Below are 17,193 nucleotides of genomic sequence, written 5' to 3'. Positions count from 1 at the left end.
GGTCCTGCGAGCAGGCTCCCGCCGGAGCCGTCGCGCCTTTCGGCGCCTTCCCCGCGGCCGGCCGGCAGCCGGTCCGACGGTGGCCTCCGCTCCCAACGGCGGATCGGAGTCCGGCAGTTGCCGGTCCGCCGGCAAGACCGCGCTCCCGTAAGCTGCGTCGGTCCGGTCCGGTCCCCGTGGGGGCCGTGTCCGGACCCGGTCCGGTGCCCGTGGCGCCCCGCCCCGTCGCGGCCTGGCGGCTCGACGAACGTTCCGGAACACGGGCGGCGGACGCCGCCGGACGCCACCACGCCACGGCCACGGCGGTCAGATGGGGAACGCGCCACGGTGAGGGCGCCGAGTTCAACGGGTTCAGCAGTGAAGTGGCCACCGAAGGCGCGGTGATCGACACGGCACGCGGCAGCTTCACCGTCGGTGCGTGGGTCCGGCTCGGTGTGATCCCTCCGCACTTCGTCACCGCGGTCAGCCAGGACGGCGAGGAAACCAGCGGCTTCCACCTCCAGTACTCCTCCGACGAGGGCCGCTGGGCCTTCGCCCGCCCGGACCTGCGCGTCACGCCGACGTCCGTCCCGGTCGCCGGTGCGTGGACCCATCTGACCGGTGTCTGCGACAGCGTCGCCGGGGAGCTGCGCCTCTTCGTGAACGGCGCCCAGGAGGGTGCGATCCGCGACAGGATCCTGATCGTGTCCGAGGGGCCCTTCGTCATCGGCCGGGGCCGTTACGGCAGAAGGCCGGTCGATCACTTTCCGGGCGGCATCAAGGACGTCATGGTCTTCGACCGTGCCCTCACCGAGGGGGAGATCGGCGGCCTGCTCCGGCCCTGACCCGGCCGGAGCCCGGACTTGCCGGCGCACGGGCACACGCGCCGGGAGGTCCCGGCTCGCGGGCGGCTCCGGGCGACCGGTCCGACTGCTCGAACGGCCTGCTCGGAGAACGGCAACGGCCGACGGGGCTCCCCCGCGGTGTCCGCGCCGGCCTCATGCCGCGGTGGGCGTTTCGCGTCGTCCGTCACCGGGAACCCGGCGGGCCGCCGACGCCGACGAGAGGAACGGACATGACCGGGCAGCAGGACCAGGACACCGACCGCTACGGCCGGGCGCGCAGCGGCGAGGAGCCCGGCGCCCACTCGGGCGGTGAGCAGCAGGCGCAGGACCGGACGATCCCGGGCGAGGGGAGCGCCAAGGAGGGCTACCAGACGGGCCGCGGCACGACGGCGGGCAACCCCTTGGAGGGGGTCGAGGCCCCCGCGGACGCCGAGGACGAGGCGAGCGGGGACACCGAGGACCGCCAGGGTTCGTGACCGTCGGCCGGCCACGCGGGGCGGGCCCCGCGACCGGCGTCCTCACGCCATGGACCACACCAGGTACGTCTCACCGTCCCCCGGCGGCCGGATCCACGAACGAGTGGTGACGGTGTGCAGACGGCCGTTCCGGAGAGCGTGGCGGGGGAGACGGACGCCGAAGTGCTCGGCCACGGCTTCCAGCAGCGGCCGTTCCGCCGCGGCGCCGGTCCCGGGTACGGCGAAGAAGCGGTCCGGGTCCAGTGCCCGGGGGATGTCACCGGTGCGCCGGATCTCGCCGTCCGCATAGGTGAAGGCGTACTCCTGCGTGCCGTCGCGTGCCATCGAGAGGTGGAAGAACGACTTCCCGCGCCGGGCCCCGAGGTCGCCCCACACCACCACCGCGCGGGTGCCCGCAGCGGCGGCCGCGGCGGGGGAGACGAAGCGCTGAGGGGCGAACGGCGCCGGGTCCCCGTCGAAGGCGAAGCTCCATCCGGCGCCGGCCCGGCCGACCGCCATGACCGGCCTGTCGTCGTAGGACGAGGACTCCCTCGGGCTGCGCGGCAGGTGCTGCCGCGCCTCCCAGAGGGTCCTGGGGGTGTCGAGCGCCGCACCTTCCGCGTTCTCGTCGCCCAGACGCGCGGGCAGGTCTTCCGGCTCCACTCCTTCCACCAGGACGAAGCGGTAGGGCTCTCGTCCGCCTCCCGGTCCGGGATCCGCGAGCCAGGCCAGGCCGGGCGGGTCGAGGCCGGGCGTCGGGGCGGGCGCCTCTCCCGGGTGTCCGCCCCTGGGCGTGGCCAGCAGTTCGCGGCCCCGTTCCACGGTGAGCAGCGGACCGAGGACCGGGTCGGCCACCCAGCCGAGGGGCGCCAAGTGGTCCGGGCCCAGTGGCCGCCACAGGGGCAGGGCGTCCGTCAACGTGCGCCACGCCCGGTCGGTGTCGCCCCAGCGGGCCAGCTCGCGTGCCCGGTCGACCGCTTCGCCGAAGGGACCGGGGGCCGTGTACCGGTACGTGCCGGCGCGCACCTGCTCCAGGATCGCGAAGGCCCGGGACACCAGGGCGTCGTCCGCACCCCGTAGGGGGAAGGTCAGGGAGGTGTCGCCGCGGTAGGAGTGGGCGGCGTGCTCGGCCACCAGGGGAGGCAGGAGCTCGGGGGCGTACCTCGGGTCGGTCACCACGTCGGGGAAGTCCACCATGTAAGTCCTGCCGAGCAGGCGGCGTATCTGGTCGCCCAGGCCCCTGGCCCGCGGTCTGCCGTACTCCCCGGCCTCGTCCAGCGTCTTCAGCGCCCTCTCCCAGTCGCCGCGCAGCGCGTCCCGGCGGGCCTCGGCCACCCGGGCGTCCAGCTCCCGGGTCGTGTCGTTGACGAACGCGGGCTCCCGGTCGGTGCGGTGCGCCCGGAGACGGTGGAACTCCCGGTACATCGCCTCCATGAAGGACCGGAAGTCCGGGTGCCGCTCCGGCGCGTCGGCACGCCAGCTCGCCCAGGTGTACACGGCCCACTCGCCGTCCTCGTCCACGTCCTCCGGGTCCAGCAGGACGTAGGTGGCGTCGGACCGCACGTCGAGCTGGAGTCCGCGCCGCCAGATGCCCGCCTTCCGCCGCTCCTCCGGGCCGGCGTCCTCGTCCAGGTACTCCTCGTACACGTCCGCCAGCTCCGACTCGTTGGCGTGCCAGCGCGCGTCCGCCGTCCCCGCCAGCAGCCACACGAACCCGCCCGCGTGCCGCCAGCCGTCGGTGATCCGGAGGAAGGCCCGGTACGACGGAGGCATGCGCCGGCCGAGGCGCTCCTCCATCGCCGCGACCCGCTCCTGCGACGCGGGCGGGAAGCCCAGCCACCGCGCCCGCCGCGCCGCCTCGTCATCCGGGGACCGCGCCTCGTCGTGCGGCAGGGAGTCCGCCCACTCGCCGCTCCACCGCAGCAGGAAGGTCCGCCAGTCGAAGACCGTGTGTCCCGTCATGCGCCGATGTTGTCACCCGCCACTGACAGACCGACAGGCATGGACCTCTTTGGGCGGGGCAATCGCAAGCCTGGCGCCCCGCTTGTGGGACGGCCTTCGACGAGGGGAGAGGAAACGACCATGATCATGCCGGCGGAGAAGGAGCTGCGTGCGGTGCTGGCCCGGTTCGCGCAGGCGCGGATCGAGCACGACGTGCTGCCCACCGGCCACACCAGCCGCGCGCTCGAGGACGCCACCTACACGCTGTGCGTGATGACCGGCTCCCGTACCGCCGAGCAGGCCCTGCGTGCCGCCGACGCCCTGCTCGAGCAGTACCGGGCGGGCCGCGCCGGCCTCCGCCAGGCGGACGAGACGCTCGCCGCGTGAAGGACTCCCGGAAGCGGGGACCGGCGGGGACACGCCGGGCGGGTGCGGGTGTGCGACCGTTGAGGCAACGTCCTTCCGCCCGCACCGGAGTCGCTCATGACCACAGCGCGTGACCTGGCCCTCGTCGCCGCCGACCCGCGGGACGGCGCCGTCGTGGAGCAGGGGGATCTGTCGCTCGCCCTCGCCGGGGCGGAACTGATCGACCTCCTCGGCGCCGGAACCCTCACCCTCGACGGCGTCCGCCTGGTCCCCGGCGGGTCCGCGCCGGCCGACGACCCCCTGCTGTCCGAGGCCGCGCGGCGGCTGGCGGACGGCGGACCCGGCGAGACCGTGGAGGACTGGCTCTGGCGCCGTGGCCGTGGCCTCGCGGCCCGCTACCGGTCCGTACTGGAGGCGGAAGGGCTGCTCGCGCCCGAGCGGCGGAGCCGCAACCCGCTGCGGCGGCAGAACACCGCACCGGCGGACCCGTCGGGGGCCAGGGCGGCGAGAGAGCGCTGGACATCGGGCGACCCCGTGCTCGGCGCCCTCGCGGCCGCCGCCGGACTGACCGAGCGGGGCGGCGACGAGCCGGACGGGCTCGCCGACGACCACACGGCGGTGCTGGCCGCCGTACTCCAGGCGGTCACGGAACTGGCCGGCGAACGGCAGCGCCGCGCCATCGAGGCCGCGGCCTTCGACAACATCTGGCGCGGCAACTGACCGGCGTCCGCCCGCCCCGGCGGCGGGCGGCCGGGCGGTACGACGCCGGGGCCGCGTTCCGATGCGGCGGCGGGGGCGCCCGGCCCACCGGTCGAACGGGTGAGCGGCCAGGTGGGAGGTCGCGGAACCGGTGCCGCGGACGGACGGAACAGGGCGCGACGACGACACCCGCGAGCCCGCGTCCGGCTGGGTGATCACCGGTGGCGGGCCACCAGGGCCGCTCATAGCTTCGGCCTCATGAACAGACGTCACATCGCGTACGCCGCCTGCGCCACCGCCGTCGTCGCGGCGGGGATCGGCGCCGCGCCCTCGACCCATCTGACGACCGTGCACCGCGTGCAGCCCGGGCAGTCCATCCAGAAGGCCGTGGACGCGGCCCGGTCCGGGGACACCGTGCTGATCGCCGCCGGCACCTACCAGCAGAGCGTCGACATCACCCGCTCCGGCATCACCCTGCGCGGCGACGCCGCCGGCCGCACCGTCCTGGAGCCCCCCGCGAGCCCCGGGACGTCCGCCTGTGCCGAGGCGGGCAACGGCGTCTGCGTCACCGGCACCGACGAGAAGCCCCTCGAGAACGTCTCCGTACGGTCCCTGACGGTGCGCGGGTTCGCGAAGAACGGCGTGTGGGCCACCGGCACCGAGAACCTGAAGGTGCGGTTCGTGACCGCCGAGAAGAACGGCCGGTGGGGCATCGCCGCCGAACGCTCCACGCGCAGCGTGATCAGCCACAACGTCACCCGCGAGAACGGCGACGCCGGCCTGTTCGTGGCCAACACCGTCGACACCGAGGAAGGCGCGCGCGACGCGAAGAAGACGGTGATCCGCCACAACGAGACGGCGGGGAACCGGATCGGCGTCACCGTGCGGCGGCTGCGGAACCTCAGCGTCGACCACAACGAGGCCACCGGCAACTGCGCCGCCGTGTTCGTCGTCGGCGACGAGACCGAGCCCCGCGCCGGACACCTCGACGTCTCCTGGAACCACGTCCACGCCAACAACAAGCACTGCGCCGCGACACCCCGGCTGCCCTTCCTCCAGGGCTCGGGCATCGTCCTCACCGGCGTCGAGGAGACCCGGGTGGCGTTCAACCGGGTCGAGAACAACAAGGGCGCCTCCCCGCTCTCCGGCGGCATCGTGCTCTTCAAGAGCCTCGTCGGCACGCCCGGCGAGCGCAACGACGTCCGCGACAACCTGGTGACCGGCAACAGCCCCGCCGACCTCGCCAACCGCGACACCGCCACCACCAACACCTTCAGCCACAACACCTGCACACTCTCCGAACCCGCCGGAATGTGCTGACCCGACCGCCCTCCCCCCCCCACCCACGGCACCACAGCAGAAGCGAGGCAACGGATGACCACCGTTGATCCGGCTCCCCCGCCGCCCATGCGGCTGAGGGAGATCGTGTTCGGGGCGGCCTGCGCGGCCGCCGTACGCGCCGCCGTCCGCCTGGGCGTGCCCGACGCGCTGGACGACGACCCCCTGACCGTCGACGACCTGGCGGCGGCGGTGAAGACCCAGCCGCACACCCTGCGGCGGCTGCTGCGCGCGCTGTCGTGCCAGGGCGTCTTCACCGAGAACCCCGACGGCACCTTCGAGCACACCGACATGTCCCGGCTGCTGCGCGAGGACGACCCGCACAGCCTGCACTACATCGCCCTGTGGTGCACCGAGCCCTGGACCTGGAACGTGTGGCCCCGGCTCGACGAGGCGGTGCGCACCGGCGGCAACGTCTTCGAGGACGTGTACGACCGGGAGTTCTTCACCTACCTCAACGAGTCGGCGCCCGAGTCCGCCCACGTCTTCAACCGGGCCATGACCACCTCCAGCGAGCAGTCCGCGCGGGACGTGGCCAGGCTCCTGGACCTGGGCGACGCCGCCTCCGTGGCGGACATCGGCGGCGGCCAGGGCCACGTCCTGGCCGGCCTCCTGGAGAAGCATCCCCACCTGCACGGCACCCTGCTCGACCTGCCCGGCGTCGTCGAGAACGCCGACCCCCGGCTGCGGGACGGCGGGGCGCTCGCCGCCCGGGCCCGCGTCGTGGCCGGTGACTGCCGCGAGGAGGTGCCCGTCGCAGCGGACGTGTACGTCATCAAGAACGTTCTGGAGTGGGACGACGACAGCACCCGCCGGGTGCTGGCCGCCATCCGCCGGTCGGCGCGCCCCGCCGCCCGGGTCGTGGTGATCGAGAACCTGGTCGACGACACCCCGTCCATGCGCTTCACCACCGCCATGGACCTGCTGCTGCTCCTGAACGTCGGGGGCGCCAAGCACACCCGGCAGAGCATGGTGGACCGGCTCACCGGGGCGGGCCTGGTCATCGGCGAGATCCGCCCGGTCAACGCCTACCTGCACGCCTTCGAGTGCACCGTCCCCGGCTGATCCCGAGGCCCGCGCACACCTCGAGGCCGCCGGCTCCGCGACTGACGCGGAACCGGCGGCCTCGGGCCTTCGTGTGTGCGGCGGCTCAGGAGCCGGCGCCGCGCTCCCAGCGGTAGAAGCACTGCGCCATGGCGTCCTTCGGGCCGCGCCACGTGGCCGGGTCGTACGGGCTGACGTACGCCTCCAGCTCCTGGCTGATGCGGCGGAACTCGGGGTGCGAGGCCACCTTCGCGATGGCGGGCGCCGGGTCCTGCTCCGACTCGATGAGGTGCAGGTACACGTCGTCCCCGAACCGGAAGAGGCTGCGCCGGCTGACGCCGACCAGGTGAGGCAGCTCACCTCGGTCCGACGCGGCGAACACGTCGGCGATGTCCGGCGCCGAGCCGGGCTTCATCCGGGCGACGATCAGGGCGTGGTGCATGGGATTCCTTCCGGGTCCCCGGCGGGACCGGTGCTCAGCGCGAGGACGCGACGGACGCGGTCTCGGTCTCGCGGGCGGCCTGCTCGATCCTGTCCCGGATGAGCGCCATCTGGGTGCGGGAGTTGCGGTTGATGTTGTCCGTCATCCAGGCGTCGTCCACCGGCGCGTCGGGCTTCATCGCGAAGTCCTGCGTCCAGCGCATCTCGATGCCGCCCGGCACCTCCTCGTACTCCCACAGGATGTCCATGTGGGCGAACGGGCCGGTCTCGACGCGGCGGGCGCGCACCCTCCGCTTCTCGCGGTCCGGGGTGCGCTCCGACACCCAGCTCCACACCTTGCCGTTCTCGTCCGGGTGCATGGTCAGCCGGAACGTCGTCGTGGCGCCCTCCCGGGAGAGGATGTCCACCGACGCGTACTCGCTGAACAGCCGCGGCCAGTTCTCCAGGTCGTTGGTCATCTCCCAGACGAGGTCGAAGGGAGCGTCGATGGTGATGCTGTTCTCGGTGTGTCCTGCCACTTTCAGGCTCCAGCCGTGAGGGTGCTGTTGACGAGGTCCAGGAACTCGCGGGGCGTCCTGCAGCGCTCGGAGTCGGGCGGCAGGGAGGCGCCGTACCGGTTCTCCAGCTCACCGACGATGCCGAGCAGGCCGAGCGAGTCGAGACCGAAGGAGTCGAAGGGGGACTCCGCGGCGTCCTTGAGTTCCTCGGGGTCGACGGTGATGCCGGCCGCCTGCTTCATCAGCGCGGCCAGTTCGTCGAAGGTCACTTCGGTGGTGATCACGGGTGACTGCTCCTTCCCCGCCCGGATCACCGGGCGGAATCGTCACCGCGGCGCACGACCAGCGCCGCGTTGGAACCCATCAGTCCCCGGCTGAGGACGAGGGCGGTGCGCAGCTCGGCGGGGCGAGCGTGCGACGTCACCAGATCGAGGTCGTGGCAGATGCCGAACACGTTGGGCGTGGGCGGCACCTGGCCGTGCTCCATGGCCAGCAGCGCCGCCACCGTGTCCAGCACCGGCGCGGCGCAGTGGGCGCGGCCGAAGCCGGTCTTGGGCGCCGTCACCGGCACCCGGGCGCCGTGCGCGCCGAGGGCGTCGGCGATCGCCAGCGCCTCCGCGCGGTCCGCCTCGGGCACGCCCAGGGCGTCGGCGAACACGACGTCGATCTCCTCCGGTGCGACGCCCGCCTCGTCGAGGGCGCCGGTGATGGCGTGGGCGAGGCCCTCACGGGACTCCGCCCAGCGGGACTCCCCGGTGAACGTGGCCGCGTGACCGGCCACGACACCCCGCACGGGCACCCCGCGCTCACGGGCCCGCTCCTCGTCCTCGACGACGAGCAGGGCACCGCCCTCGGCGGGCACGAACCCGCACGCCTTCTCGGTGAACGGGCGGTAGGCGCGGTCGGGGTCGTCGAGGGTGCTGAGCTCGGGGTAGCCGAGCTGGCACACCATCGAGTACGGGGCCAGCGGCGCCTCCGCCGCCCCCACCACCATCACGTCGGTGCCGCGCCGCACCGCACGGGCCGCGTGCGCGAGGGAGTCCAGACCGCCCGCCTCGTCGCTCGCCACCACCCCGCAGGGCCCCTTCAGGCCGCCGCGGATGGAGATCTGCCCGGTGCTCGCCGCGTAGAACCACGCGATGGACTGGTACGGGCCGACGAACTTGGAGCCCTGGCCCCACAGTTTCTGCAGCTCGCGCTGGCCGAACTCGCCGCCGCCGGAGCCGGCCGCGGTGACCACGCCGACCGAGTACGGATCGTCGGGTTCACCGCCGAGTCCGGCGTCGTCGAGGGCGAGCGCCGCCGCGGCCATCGCGAAATGGCTGAACCGGTCGGTCTGCACCAGGAAGCGGTCCTCGATGAGGGCCGCCGGGTCGAAGGACCGCACCTCGCCCGCCACCCGCAGCGGCAGGTGCTCGCAGCCCTCGCGGGTGATCAGGTCCAGTACGCCGAGGCCTTCACGCACCGACTTCCAGTACGCGTCGGTCCGCAGTCCGTTGGGTGCGACCACACCGATGCCGGTGACGGCCGCACGCCCGGAACGCCGCTTGCTCATCGTGCCCTCCCGCCCGTCCCGGACAGCAGCACCGCGGACTGGAAACCGCCGAACCCGCTGCCGACGGAGAGCACGTGCTCCAGCTTCCGCGGGCGGGCGGTGCGCGGCACGTAGTCCAGGTCGCACTCCGGGTCGGGGGTCTCGTAGTTCGCCGTCGGCGGCACGGCCTGGTGCCGCAGCGCGAGCACGCAGGCGACCACCTCGATCGCGCCGATGGCGCCGAGCGAGTGCCCCACCATCGACTTGATGGAGCTCATGGGCGTCTCGTACGCGTGCGCCCCCAGCGACCGCTTCACCGCGGCCGTCTCGTGCCGGTCGTTCTGCCGGGTGCCGGAACCGTGCGCGTTGACGTAGTCGATCCGGGTGGGATCGACACGGGCCTGGTCGAGGGTGCCGTCGATGGCGCGGGCCATCTCCAGGCCCTCACTGGTCAGGCCGGTCATGTGGTAGGCGTTGCCGTAGGTGGCGTAGCCGCTGATCTCGCAGAGGATGTCCGCGCCGCGGGCCCGCGCGTGCTCGTACTCCTCCAGCACCAGCACCGCCGCGCCCTCGCCCATCACGAACCCGTCGCGGCGGGCGTCGAACGGCCGCGACGCGTGCTCGGCGTCGTCGTTGTTGGGCGACGTCGCCTTGATGGCGTCGAAGCAGGCCATGGTGATCGGGGAGATCGGCGAGTCCGACGCCCCCGCGATGCAGACGTCGGCCCGCCCCTCGGCGACGCTGTGGAAGGCGTAGCCGACCGCGTCGAGCCCGGAGGTGCAGCCGGTGGAGACCGTCTGCACCGGGCCCCGGGCGCCGAACTGCTCGGCCACCGTGGAGGCGAGGGTGCTCGGCGAGAACGCCCGGTGCAGTTTCGGCTCCGCCTTGGTGTGGTCCACGTCCCAGCGCCGACCGCCCTCGCTGACCAGCACGTAGTCGTGTTCCAGCCGGGTGGTGCCGCCGACCGCGCTGCCCAGCGACACCGCGGTGCGCCACGGGTTCGTGGCCCCGGTGTCCAGCCCGGACTGCCGGACCGCCTCCCGGGCCGCGACCACGGCGAACTGGATGTAGCGGTCGGAGTGCTGGCACAGGTCCGCGTCCAGGCCGTGTTCGAACGGGTCGAAGTCGCACTCGGCGGCGATGCGCGAGCGCAGACCCGCCGGGTCGAACAGGGTGATGCCGCGGGTCGCGGTGCGGCCGGCCGCCAGCAGGTCCCAGAACGCCGTCGTTCCGATGCCGCCGGGAGCGACCACGCCGATACCGGTGACGGCCACTCGCCGGGTCACTTTATGGCCTCGCTCGGCTCGGCCGGACGGCCCGCCTCCGGCCCGCCCACCGTCAACTGCGGCCCGGACACCGCGCCTTCGGTCTCCTCCGTGTCGACGTGCCCGAGGCTCGGGTGGGGCGCGAGGGGACCCAGGTGGAACACCATGCGGGCCTCCTCGTCGCCGACGTTGCGGAACCGGTGCCGCATGTCGATCGGGATCATCAGCCCCTGCTCGGCGCGGAGCGCGAACGGCTCGCCGTCCAGATCCACCTCCAGCGAGCCGGTGACGACGTACACGAACTCCTCGGAGTAGGGGTGGTAGTGCTCGGCGATCCGCTCGCCGGGCTTGATGACGGCCAGCCCCATGAAGCCGCTCGTGGAGCCCACGGTGGCCGGGGTGAGCAGGGTCCTCAGGTCACCCCCGCGCCGGCGGTTGGGTTCCGTCTCGCTCAGGTCCACGATGCGTGGATGCTGCTTGGACATGGTTGGTTACCTCCGGGTGTTCCGGTGACGTCCGGACGTCCGCGGCCGCGGACGTCACCGCGGTGGGTCGTCAGGAATCCGCGGAGACGCGGTCGGTGACGGGCAGCATGTCGGCGTGCGCCAGGAGCCGGTGCAAGGTGCGCTCCGAGTTCAGGGAGCCCTCGACGCCGATCGCGGCGCCGTCCAGGAGACGCTCCAGCTCGGCGGCCTTGCCCGGGCCCTTGATGCCGAGGGCGGCGGCGGGGTCGAGATCGAGCTCGCCGGTGACGTCGATCATGCGGACCACGACGTCGTCGCGCTGGAAGACGGTGCTCGCGTACACCGGGCCGTCCGGGTCGCTCGCGGCGGCCTCGTCCTGGTGGGCGAGGAACCGGGCCAGCTCCAGGCCGCGGTCCGTCACGGCCGGGTAGTACAGCATGTGCCGCCGCAGGCCGGCGGGTTCCGGCCGGCCGGCCGTCACGTGCTGCATGGCCGGGAGCGCCGCCCGGGTGAAGAAGAGCCGCGCGGAGTCGGAGTCGGTCAGGTCCCGGTCCTGCTCCAGATAGGGGTTGATGGCCTCCTCCACCGCCTGGACCTCGGGCTGGCTGGCCACGTGGCACAGGGTGGCCAGCAGGTCGCCCTCCACCTCCACGGCCCGCACGACGCGGTTGCCGTGCATGAAGAGGGAGGTGCGGTGCAGTCGCGTGATGCCGTTGATGCGCGTCTCGGGCGCGTCGTAATTGGCCAGGATGTCCACGACCTTGGACTCGGAGCCCGGCTTCACGGTGAAGGTGAGGGCGTGACGGGTGACCCCGGTGCCCACGCGGGCCGCCTTCTGCAGGCTCGCCCGCGCGGCCTCGGTGGTGAGCGGCTGCTCCGGGTGGGTCTCGCGGAGGATGCTGTAGCGCATCGACCGGGTGTCCCGGACACAGCTATGCATCGGCCGGACGATCGCGATGTGCTCCTCGCTGTTCACCCACTTGAGGAACGGCAGGGCGCTCTCCCATTCGCTGGTGATGAGCCACTGCGAGGGGTTCTCGATCGACTGGCACAGTTGGTCACTGATGTGACCGGGGACGGACGCGACCTTGTTGCGCATGTGCTCGTACGCGTCGAGGAACTGCTCCTGGGCCCCCTCGTACAGGTCGAGCAGCAGGATCACCCGCAGCCTCGAGCCGTCGAACGCCGACTGCGACACGCGTGCCGACATGGTCATCCGGCGCACCTCTCCTCTTCGTCGGAAGGTCGGGAACGACCACCGCGCCCGCTGGAGGGCCGGGATCGTCATGCGTTGATCGTTGACGCGACTTTCCGGTGTGCGCGAGCGACACGGGGCAGGTGGGTGAACCGCGTGCCATCCGGGTGCCGCCGGGACGCGAACCCTTCCGCACCGGGCATGAAAGGTGCGTCCCATTCCACAGCCCGTCGAGGGCGACGCTGGAGGCGTTTCAATGAATCGATCGGACACGACCGGCCGGGTGGATCACCGCACGCCGGTCCTCATCGTCGGCGGTTCCCTGGTGGGCCTGTCGATGTCCCTGTTCCTGGGACGCCTCGGCGTGCCGCACACGCTCGTCGAACGTCACGCGGACACGTCGATCCACCCGCGGGGGCGGGGGAACAACGTACGCACCATGGAGCTGTTCCGGGGGGCCGGGGTCGAGCAGCGCATCCGCCGGGCCGCGTCGGTCCTGGCGGAGAACCACGGCATCTGGCAGACCCCGAGCCTGGCGGGCGACGAGGGCGAGTGGCTGCTCCAGGAGATCGACCCCGGCGGCGGGCTCGCCCGCTTCAGCCCCAGCGGGTGGTGCCTGTGCAGCCAGAACGACCTGGAACCGGTGCTCCTCGAGGGGGCCCGGGAGCTCGGCGGGGACCTGCGCTTCGGGACGGAGATGCTCTCCTTCGACCAGGACGCCGAGGGTGTGACGGTGCTGGTCAAGAGCCGGGAGACCGGCGAGCACACCAGGATCCGGGCGGACTACCTCGTCGCCGCCGACGGCCCGCGCAGCCCCGTCCGCGAGGCGCTGGGCATCGGGCAGAACGGCCCGGGCGACCTGTTCCACAACGTGAGCCTCACGTTCACCTCCCGCGACCTCGCCGGCGTCGTCGGGGACCGGCGGTTCATCGTCTGCTACCTGACCAACCCGGAGGCCGACGGGGCGCTGCTGCCGGTGGACAACCGCGAGCGCTGGGTGTTCCACGCCCCCTGGCACCCCGAACACGGCGAGACGCTCGAGGACTTCACCGACGAGCGGTGCGCCGCGCACATCCGGCGGGCGGTGGGCGTGCCCGACCTGGACGTGACCATCACCGGCCGGGCCGCCTGGCACGCCGCGGAGCGGGTCGCCGAACGGTACGCGGACGAGCGGGTGTTCCTGGCCGGCGACTCGGCGCACGAGATGTCGCCCACCGGGGCGTTCGGCTCCAACACCGGCATCCAGGACGCGCACAACCTCGCCTGGAAGCTGGCCGCCGTACTGGGCGGCTGGGCCGGGCCCGGACTGCTCGCCACCTACGACCGCGAGCGCCGGCCCGTCGCCGAGGCGACCAGCGCCCGCGCCTCGTCCCGCTCGGCGGAGCACAGCCACCCCGGCTACACGCCCGACGGCGAGGCCGCGGCGCTCGCCAAGCGCAAGGGCGGCATCCTCAACGTGGCCCTCGGCTACCGCTACCCGAGCGGCGCGGTGCTGGGCGCCGACCCGGCGGCCCCGGTGGTGCCCGAGAGCCTCGCGCTGACCGGCGAGCCCGGCAGCCGCGCACCGCACCTGTGGCTGGACCGCGCCGGCGCCCGCGTCTCCACGCTCGACCTCTACGAGCGCTCGCTCGTGCTGCTGGCGTCCCCGCACAGCCCGTGGCTCGCCGCCGCGGCCGAGGTGGCGGCCGCGCTCCCGGTGCCGCTGGACGCGTACGGCGTCGGCGAGGGCGCCGACCTGGTGCCCGAGCCGGGCGCCGACTGGGCCGCGGCCCACGGTGTCACGCCGGACGGCGCGGTGCTGGTGCGACCCGACGGCTTCGTCGCCTGGCGCCACGAGGGACGGGCCGCGGACCCGGCCCGCACCCTGCGGGACACGGTCACCGCCCTGCTGTCCCGCGTCTGACCGGCCGCGTCCGCCGGGGCGGTGCGGGCCCGCCCGCCGCCGATGCCGCCCCGGCGGACGCGCTCCGGCCCCGGGACGGCGGGGCGGGGCGCGTCACCGACCTGTCTCTTATCGCCGGGCAGCCGGGCAGCCGGGCAGCCGGGCGGACCGGGGCGGGGCCGGACGACTCGCCGGCCCCGCCCCGCCGTCGCGCGTGGCTCAGGCCGCGGGGGCCGGGTACGTCGGGTACTCCACGCCGGACACGTGCTGGACGACGCGGACGACCTGGCAGGAGTAGCCGAACTCGTTGTCGTACCAGAGGTAGAGGATCGCGTTGTCGCCGTCGACCTTCAGGGCGCCGGCGTCGACGATCGAGGCGTGCCGCGAGCCGACGAAGTCGCTGGAGACGGCGTCCGGCGCGCTGATGAAGTCGATCTGGCGCTTCAGCGGGGAGGTCAGCGACACGTTGCGCAGGTGGTCGAGGACCTCCTCGCGGTCGGTCGCGCGGCCCAGCCGGAGGTTGAGGATGGCGATCGACACGTTCGGCACCGGCACGCGGATGGAGCTGCCGGTGATGGGGGCCTTCAGGTCGGGCAGCGCCTTGGCGACGGCCGACGCGGCACCGGTCTCGGTGATCACCATGTTGAGCGGCGCGGACCGGCCGCGGCGCTCGGACTTGTGGTAGTTGTCCAGCAGGTTCTGGTCGTTGGTGAACGAGTGGACGGTCTCCACGTGGCCGCGGAGCACTCCGTACTCGTCCGCCATCGCCTTGAGCGGCGGCACGATCGCGTTGGTGGTGCAGGACGCGCAGGACAGGATCCGCTCGTCCGGCTTGAGGGTGTCGTGGTTGACGCCGTGCACGATGTTCGGCACGTCGCCCTTGCCGGGCGCGGTCAGCACCACCTTGTCGACGCCGGGCCGCAGGTGCTGCGACAGGCCCTCCCGGTCGCGCCACTTGCCGGTGTTGTCGATCAGGATGGCGTTCTTGATGCCGTACGCGGTGTAGTCGAGCTCGGTCGGGTCGTTCGCGTAGATCACCTTGATCGCGTTGCCGTTGGCGACGATCGTGCCGTTCGCCTCGTCGACGGTGATCGTGCCCTGGAACTGGCCGTGCACGGAGTCGCGGCGCAGCAGCGAGGCGCGCTTGACGATGTCCTGCTCACCGCCCCGGCGGACGACGATCGCGCGCAGCCGCAGGCCGTTGCCGGAGCCGGCCTTCTCGATCAGCAGACGGGCGAGGAGCCGGCCGATGCGGCCGAAGCCGTAGAGGACGACGTCGCGCGGCTCACGGCGGTCGATCTTGTTCGCGCCGGTCGCGCCGGCGACGGCCTCGGCGGTGAACTCGGCGACGGACTTGCCCTGGTCGTCCGCGCGGTAGGCCTCCGCCAGCAGACCGATGTCGATCTGGGACGGACCGAGGTCCAGCGTGGTGAGCGCCTGGAGGAACGGCAGGGTCTCGGTGACGGAGAGCTCCTCGCCGGCGATCTGCCGGGCGAAGCGGTGCGTCTTGAGGATGCTGACCACCGACTTGTTCACCAGGGAGCGGCTGTGCAGCAGGACGGTGACGTCCCGCTCCCGGTGCAGCCTCCCGATGATCGGGATCATCGACTCCGCGATCTCCTCGCGGTGCTTCCAGTTGATGAACGAGTCTTCGTTGACAGTCACAGCATCATCTTTCGAGCTAGAGGGTGCTCATATGATAGCCATGTCGCTCGGAGGGGTCGGAGGGGGTCCGTCCCGGGGGAGCGGCGGGGCTCGCCGGGCCGCGCGGGACGGTCGTCGATCGCAGGGTTGCGCGACGTGCGAACGGGTACGCGTCCCTCACCGTGCCCGGAGCCGGAGTGCGTCCCGGGCGGACCGACAACCGCCGCTACCAGGGAATTCGTCATGGAAACACCCGCGCACGAGAACAACGCCCCCACGCCCGCGCAGCGGGCCCTGGACGCACTGTCGGAGAACACCGAGGACACGGCCGCGCTGGACGCCCTGGCCAACAGCGACGTGCTGATCCCGGTGCCCGACGACGCGGGCGACGAGGAGGCCGCCGACCCCGGCGCCGTCGCGCTGCCCGTGCTGGAGCAGCCGGGCGGCACGCAGGTGGTGCCCGTGTTCACCTCCGAACTGGAGATGACCGGGCTGCTCCCGTTCGTCTCCCGCTACCGTCTGGTCCCGCTCGGCGCGCTCGCCGCGCAGTGGCCGGCCGACGACCTGTCCCTCACCATCGACGGCAGCTCCGACCACCGCCTCACCCTCACCTCCGAGGGCGTCCGCACCCTGCTGGCCCGCCCGTAGCGGGCGCGGTACGGCGCCCCCGGCCCCCTCGGGCCGGGGGCGGAGGCCGGACTCAGTCCCCGAGAGCGCGGGCCAGGGCGGCGCGCTGCACCGGGAGCGTCTCGGCGTGCAGTTCGCGGCCGCGCGCGGTCAGCTGCACGTAGACACCGCGCCGGTCCGTCGGGCAGGTGCTCCGCTCGACCAGGCCGTGCCGCTCGAGGCGGGCGATCAGCCGTGACAGGGCGCTCTGGCTCAGATGCACCCGGCCGACCAGGTTCTGCACCCGGCACCGCTCACCGTGCGGGGGAGCGGTGGACGCGAGCAGGTCGAGCACCTCGAAGTCGGAGGCGCCCACACCGTAGGGATGCAGCGCGCGGTCTATCTCACCCAGGGTGCGCGCGTGCACGGCGAGGATGTCACGCCACCGTTCCTCGAGCCGTACCTCGTCGGTCGTCCCTGCCATAAGGGAACGGTAACATTTGTTCGATTTTCAATGAACGGGTGGCGTCGTCAGGTCGACGCCCGTTCCGTCGGTCCCGCGGGCGGGGCCATCCCCGCGCCGATGCGGCCCCCGGTCACCGCTTCGACGTTCAATTTCCTTATGTAGTACGGGGGTTGAGTCCGGACAAGGTGCGCGAGGCGCGGGATACGAGGGCCCCGGCCGGGGCACAGTGGGAGGGCGCCGGAGACGAGGAAGCCCGGCGGGGAGGTGGACGACATGCTGAGGACCCCGGCCGACGGGACACGACTGCGCATCCTCGCGTGGCTGGGCGCATCCGGTACCGCCGAACGCGGCCTCACCGCGGACGACGTCGCCGCCCGCCTGGGCGTGTCCCGCCCCGTGGCCCTCACCCACCTCCGGCTGCTCGCCTCCCTCGGCCTGCTCCGCCCCGCCGCCGACCACGGCGGCCCCCGTTACCGCCGTGACGAGATCCGCCTCGCCGAGGTGACACGGCTGTTCGAGAAGGGCTGGTAGG

General features: G+C 73.0%; 19 protein-coding genes. 9 read left to right on the top strand and 10 right to left on the bottom strand.

Features of this window, described 5'->3' with window-relative positions:
• Window positions 1-185: 185 nt before the first annotated feature.
• Complete coding sequence (locus ACWH4W_RS24790; protein WP_473078060.1) at window positions 186-824, top strand: LamG-like jellyroll fold domain-containing protein; 639 nt, start codon at window positions 186-188, stop codon at window positions 822-824.
• 230 nt (window positions 825-1,054) lie between these two features.
• Entirely contained in the window at window positions 1,055-1,300 is a 246-nt protein-coding gene (locus ACWH4W_RS24785; RefSeq protein WP_473078059.1) for a hypothetical protein, read from the top strand.
• 42 nt (window positions 1,301-1,342) lie between these two features.
• Here the strand turns inward: ACWH4W_RS24785 and ACWH4W_RS24780 are convergent, their stop codons facing one another.
• Complete coding sequence (locus ACWH4W_RS24780) at window positions 1,343-3,241, bottom strand: SMI1/KNR4 family protein (protein WP_473078058.1); 1,899 nt, start codon at window positions 3,239-3,241, stop codon at window positions 1,343-1,345.
• Between the two features lie 120 nt (window positions 3,242-3,361).
• On the opposite strand from ACWH4W_RS24780, the gene ACWH4W_RS24775 reads away from it, so the two are divergent.
• From ACWH4W_RS24775 to ACWH4W_RS24760, 4 genes are all read left to right on the top strand, one after another.
• The gene (locus ACWH4W_RS24775; RefSeq protein WP_106415485.1) at window positions 3,362-3,607 is read left to right on the top strand and encodes a DUF5133 domain-containing protein; all 246 of its coding nucleotides are present in this window, start codon (window positions 3,362-3,364) and stop codon (window positions 3,605-3,607) included.
• A 96-nt stretch (window positions 3,608-3,703) separates the two neighbouring features.
• Window positions 3,704-4,306, top strand: coding sequence for a GOLPH3/VPS74 family protein (locus tag ACWH4W_RS24770; protein ID WP_473078057.1), 603 nt, complete (start codon window positions 3,704-3,706; stop codon window positions 4,304-4,306).
• 237 nt (window positions 4,307-4,543) lie between these two features.
• Window positions 4,544-5,605, top strand: a complete 1,062-nt coding sequence (locus ACWH4W_RS24765; RefSeq protein WP_473078056.1) for a right-handed parallel beta-helix repeat-containing protein — start codon at window positions 4,544-4,546, stop codon at window positions 5,603-5,605.
• Window positions 5,606-5,659: 54 nt separating this feature from the next.
• Window positions 5,660-6,688 carry a methyltransferase gene (locus ACWH4W_RS24760; RefSeq protein ID WP_473078055.1) on the top strand — a complete coding sequence of 343 codons (1,029 nt, stop codon included), beginning with the start codon at window positions 5,660-5,662 and terminating at the stop codon, window positions 6,686-6,688.
• 85 nt (window positions 6,689-6,773) lie between these two features.
• Here the strand turns inward: ACWH4W_RS24760 and ACWH4W_RS24755 are convergent, their stop codons facing one another.
• From ACWH4W_RS24755 to ACWH4W_RS24725, 7 genes are all read right to left on the bottom strand, one after another.
• On the bottom strand, window positions 6,774-7,109 hold the full coding sequence (locus ACWH4W_RS24755; protein WP_106415489.1) for a TcmI family type II polyketide cyclase: 336 nt from the start codon (window positions 7,107-7,109) through the stop codon (window positions 6,774-6,776).
• 34 nt (window positions 7,110-7,143) lie between these two features.
• On the bottom strand, window positions 7,144-7,626 hold the full coding sequence (locus tag ACWH4W_RS24750) for an SRPBCC family protein (protein ID WP_366251752.1): 483 nt from the start codon (window positions 7,624-7,626) through the stop codon (window positions 7,144-7,146).
• A 2-nt stretch (window positions 7,627-7,628) separates the two neighbouring features.
• A complete protein-coding gene (locus tag ACWH4W_RS24745) occupies window positions 7,629-7,889 on the bottom strand; it encodes an acyl carrier protein (protein ID WP_354758795.1) in 261 nt (86 codons plus the stop codon).
• 26 nt (window positions 7,890-7,915) lie between these two features.
• The gene (locus ACWH4W_RS24740) at window positions 7,916-9,160 is read right to left on the bottom strand and encodes a ketosynthase chain-length factor (RefSeq protein ID WP_473078054.1); all 1,245 of its coding nucleotides are present in this window, start codon (window positions 9,158-9,160) and stop codon (window positions 7,916-7,918) included.
• Window positions 9,157-10,425, bottom strand: coding sequence for a beta-ketoacyl-[acyl-carrier-protein] synthase family protein (locus ACWH4W_RS24735; RefSeq protein WP_473078053.1), 1,269 nt, complete (start codon window positions 10,423-10,425; stop codon window positions 9,157-9,159). Before ACWH4W_RS24735 ends, ACWH4W_RS24740 begins: the two co-directional genes overlap by 4 nt.
• Entirely contained in the window at window positions 10,422-10,889 is a 468-nt protein-coding gene (locus tag ACWH4W_RS24730) for a cupin domain-containing protein (protein WP_473078052.1), read from the bottom strand. Before ACWH4W_RS24730 ends, ACWH4W_RS24735 begins: the two co-directional genes overlap by 4 nt.
• Window positions 10,890-10,959: 70 nt before the next feature.
• Window positions 10,960-12,084: a SchA/CurD-like domain-containing protein gene (locus tag ACWH4W_RS24725; protein WP_473079256.1), complete on the bottom strand. Its 1,125-nt coding sequence runs from the start codon at window positions 12,082-12,084 to the stop codon at window positions 10,960-10,962.
• A 235-nt stretch (window positions 12,085-12,319) separates the two neighbouring features.
• Between ACWH4W_RS24725 and ACWH4W_RS24720 the strand changes: the two genes are divergently transcribed.
• Window positions 12,320-13,966, top strand: coding sequence for an FAD-dependent oxidoreductase (locus ACWH4W_RS24720; protein ID WP_473078051.1), 1,647 nt, complete (start codon window positions 12,320-12,322; stop codon window positions 13,964-13,966).
• 198 nt (window positions 13,967-14,164) lie between these two features.
• On the opposite strand, the gene ACWH4W_RS24715 is transcribed toward ACWH4W_RS24720, so the two are convergent.
• Entirely contained in the window at window positions 14,165-15,610 is a 1,446-nt protein-coding gene (locus ACWH4W_RS24715) for a glyceraldehyde-3-phosphate dehydrogenase (RefSeq protein ID WP_473078050.1), read from the bottom strand.
• Window positions 15,611-15,832: 222 nt separating this feature from the next.
• Between ACWH4W_RS24715 and ACWH4W_RS24710 the strand changes: the two genes are divergently transcribed.
• Complete coding sequence (locus ACWH4W_RS24710; protein WP_473078049.1) at window positions 15,833-16,237, top strand: SseB family protein; 405 nt, start codon at window positions 15,833-15,835, stop codon at window positions 16,235-16,237.
• 52 nt (window positions 16,238-16,289) lie between these two features.
• Here ACWH4W_RS24710 and ACWH4W_RS24705 read toward each other — a convergent pair whose 3' ends face one another.
• The gene (locus ACWH4W_RS24705) at window positions 16,290-16,679 is read right to left on the bottom strand and encodes a MarR family winged helix-turn-helix transcriptional regulator (RefSeq protein WP_473078048.1); all 390 of its coding nucleotides are present in this window, start codon (window positions 16,677-16,679) and stop codon (window positions 16,290-16,292) included.
• A 246-nt stretch (window positions 16,680-16,925) separates the two neighbouring features.
• Between ACWH4W_RS24705 and ACWH4W_RS24700 the strand changes: the two genes are divergently transcribed.
• Window positions 16,926-17,192 carry a helix-turn-helix domain-containing protein gene (locus tag ACWH4W_RS24700; protein WP_473078047.1) on the top strand — a complete coding sequence of 89 codons (267 nt, stop codon included), beginning with the start codon at window positions 16,926-16,928 and terminating at the stop codon, window positions 17,190-17,192.
• Window position 17,193: the final 1 nt, after the last annotated feature.

It is taken from the genome of Streptomyces sp. DSM 120436 (genome assembly GCF_055778765.1).
This window is presented reverse-complemented; position numbering and strand designations above follow the sequence as displayed.

Bases quoted from the DNA above. Each gene is read 5' to 3' on its own strand.
- ACWH4W_RS24730 (WP_473078052.1), bottom strand. From the start codon at position 10,889: ATGTCCAAGCAGCATCCACGCATCGTGGACCTGAGCGAGACGGAACCC.
- ACWH4W_RS24755 (WP_106415489.1), bottom strand. From the start codon at position 7,109: ATGCACCACGCCCTGATCGTCGCCCGGATGAAGCCCGGCTCGGCGCCG.
- ACWH4W_RS24765 (WP_473078056.1), top strand. From the start codon at position 4,544: ATGAACAGACGTCACATCGCGTACGCCGCCTGCGCCACCGCCGTCGTC.
- ACWH4W_RS24770 (WP_473078057.1), top strand. From the start codon at position 3,704: ATGACCACAGCGCGTGACCTGGCCCTCGTCGCCGCCGACCCGCGGGAC.
- ACWH4W_RS24710 (WP_473078049.1), top strand. From the start codon at position 15,833: ATGGAAACACCCGCGCACGAGAACAACGCCCCCACGCCCGCGCAGCGG.
- ACWH4W_RS24720 (WP_473078051.1), top strand. From the start codon at position 12,320: ATGAATCGATCGGACACGACCGGCCGGGTGGATCACCGCACGCCGGTC.
- ACWH4W_RS24780 (WP_473078058.1), bottom strand. From the start codon at position 3,241: ATGACGGGACACACGGTCTTCGACTGGCGGACCTTCCTGCTGCGGTGG.
- ACWH4W_RS24725 (WP_473079256.1), bottom strand. From the start codon at position 12,084: ATGACCATGTCGGCACGCGTGTCGCAGTCGGCGTTCGACGGCTCGAGG.
- ACWH4W_RS24760 (WP_473078055.1), top strand. From the start codon at position 5,660: ATGACCACCGTTGATCCGGCTCCCCCGCCGCCCATGCGGCTGAGGGAG.
- ACWH4W_RS24785 (WP_473078059.1), top strand. From the start codon at position 1,055: ATGACCGGGCAGCAGGACCAGGACACCGACCGCTACGGCCGGGCGCGC.
- ACWH4W_RS24740 (WP_473078054.1), bottom strand. From the start codon at position 9,160: ATGAGCAAGCGGCGTTCCGGGCGTGCGGCCGTCACCGGCATCGGTGTG.
- ACWH4W_RS24705 (WP_473078048.1), bottom strand. From the start codon at position 16,679: ATGGCAGGGACGACCGACGAGGTACGGCTCGAGGAACGGTGGCGTGAC.
- ACWH4W_RS24775 (WP_106415485.1), top strand. From the start codon at position 3,362: ATGATCATGCCGGCGGAGAAGGAGCTGCGTGCGGTGCTGGCCCGGTTC.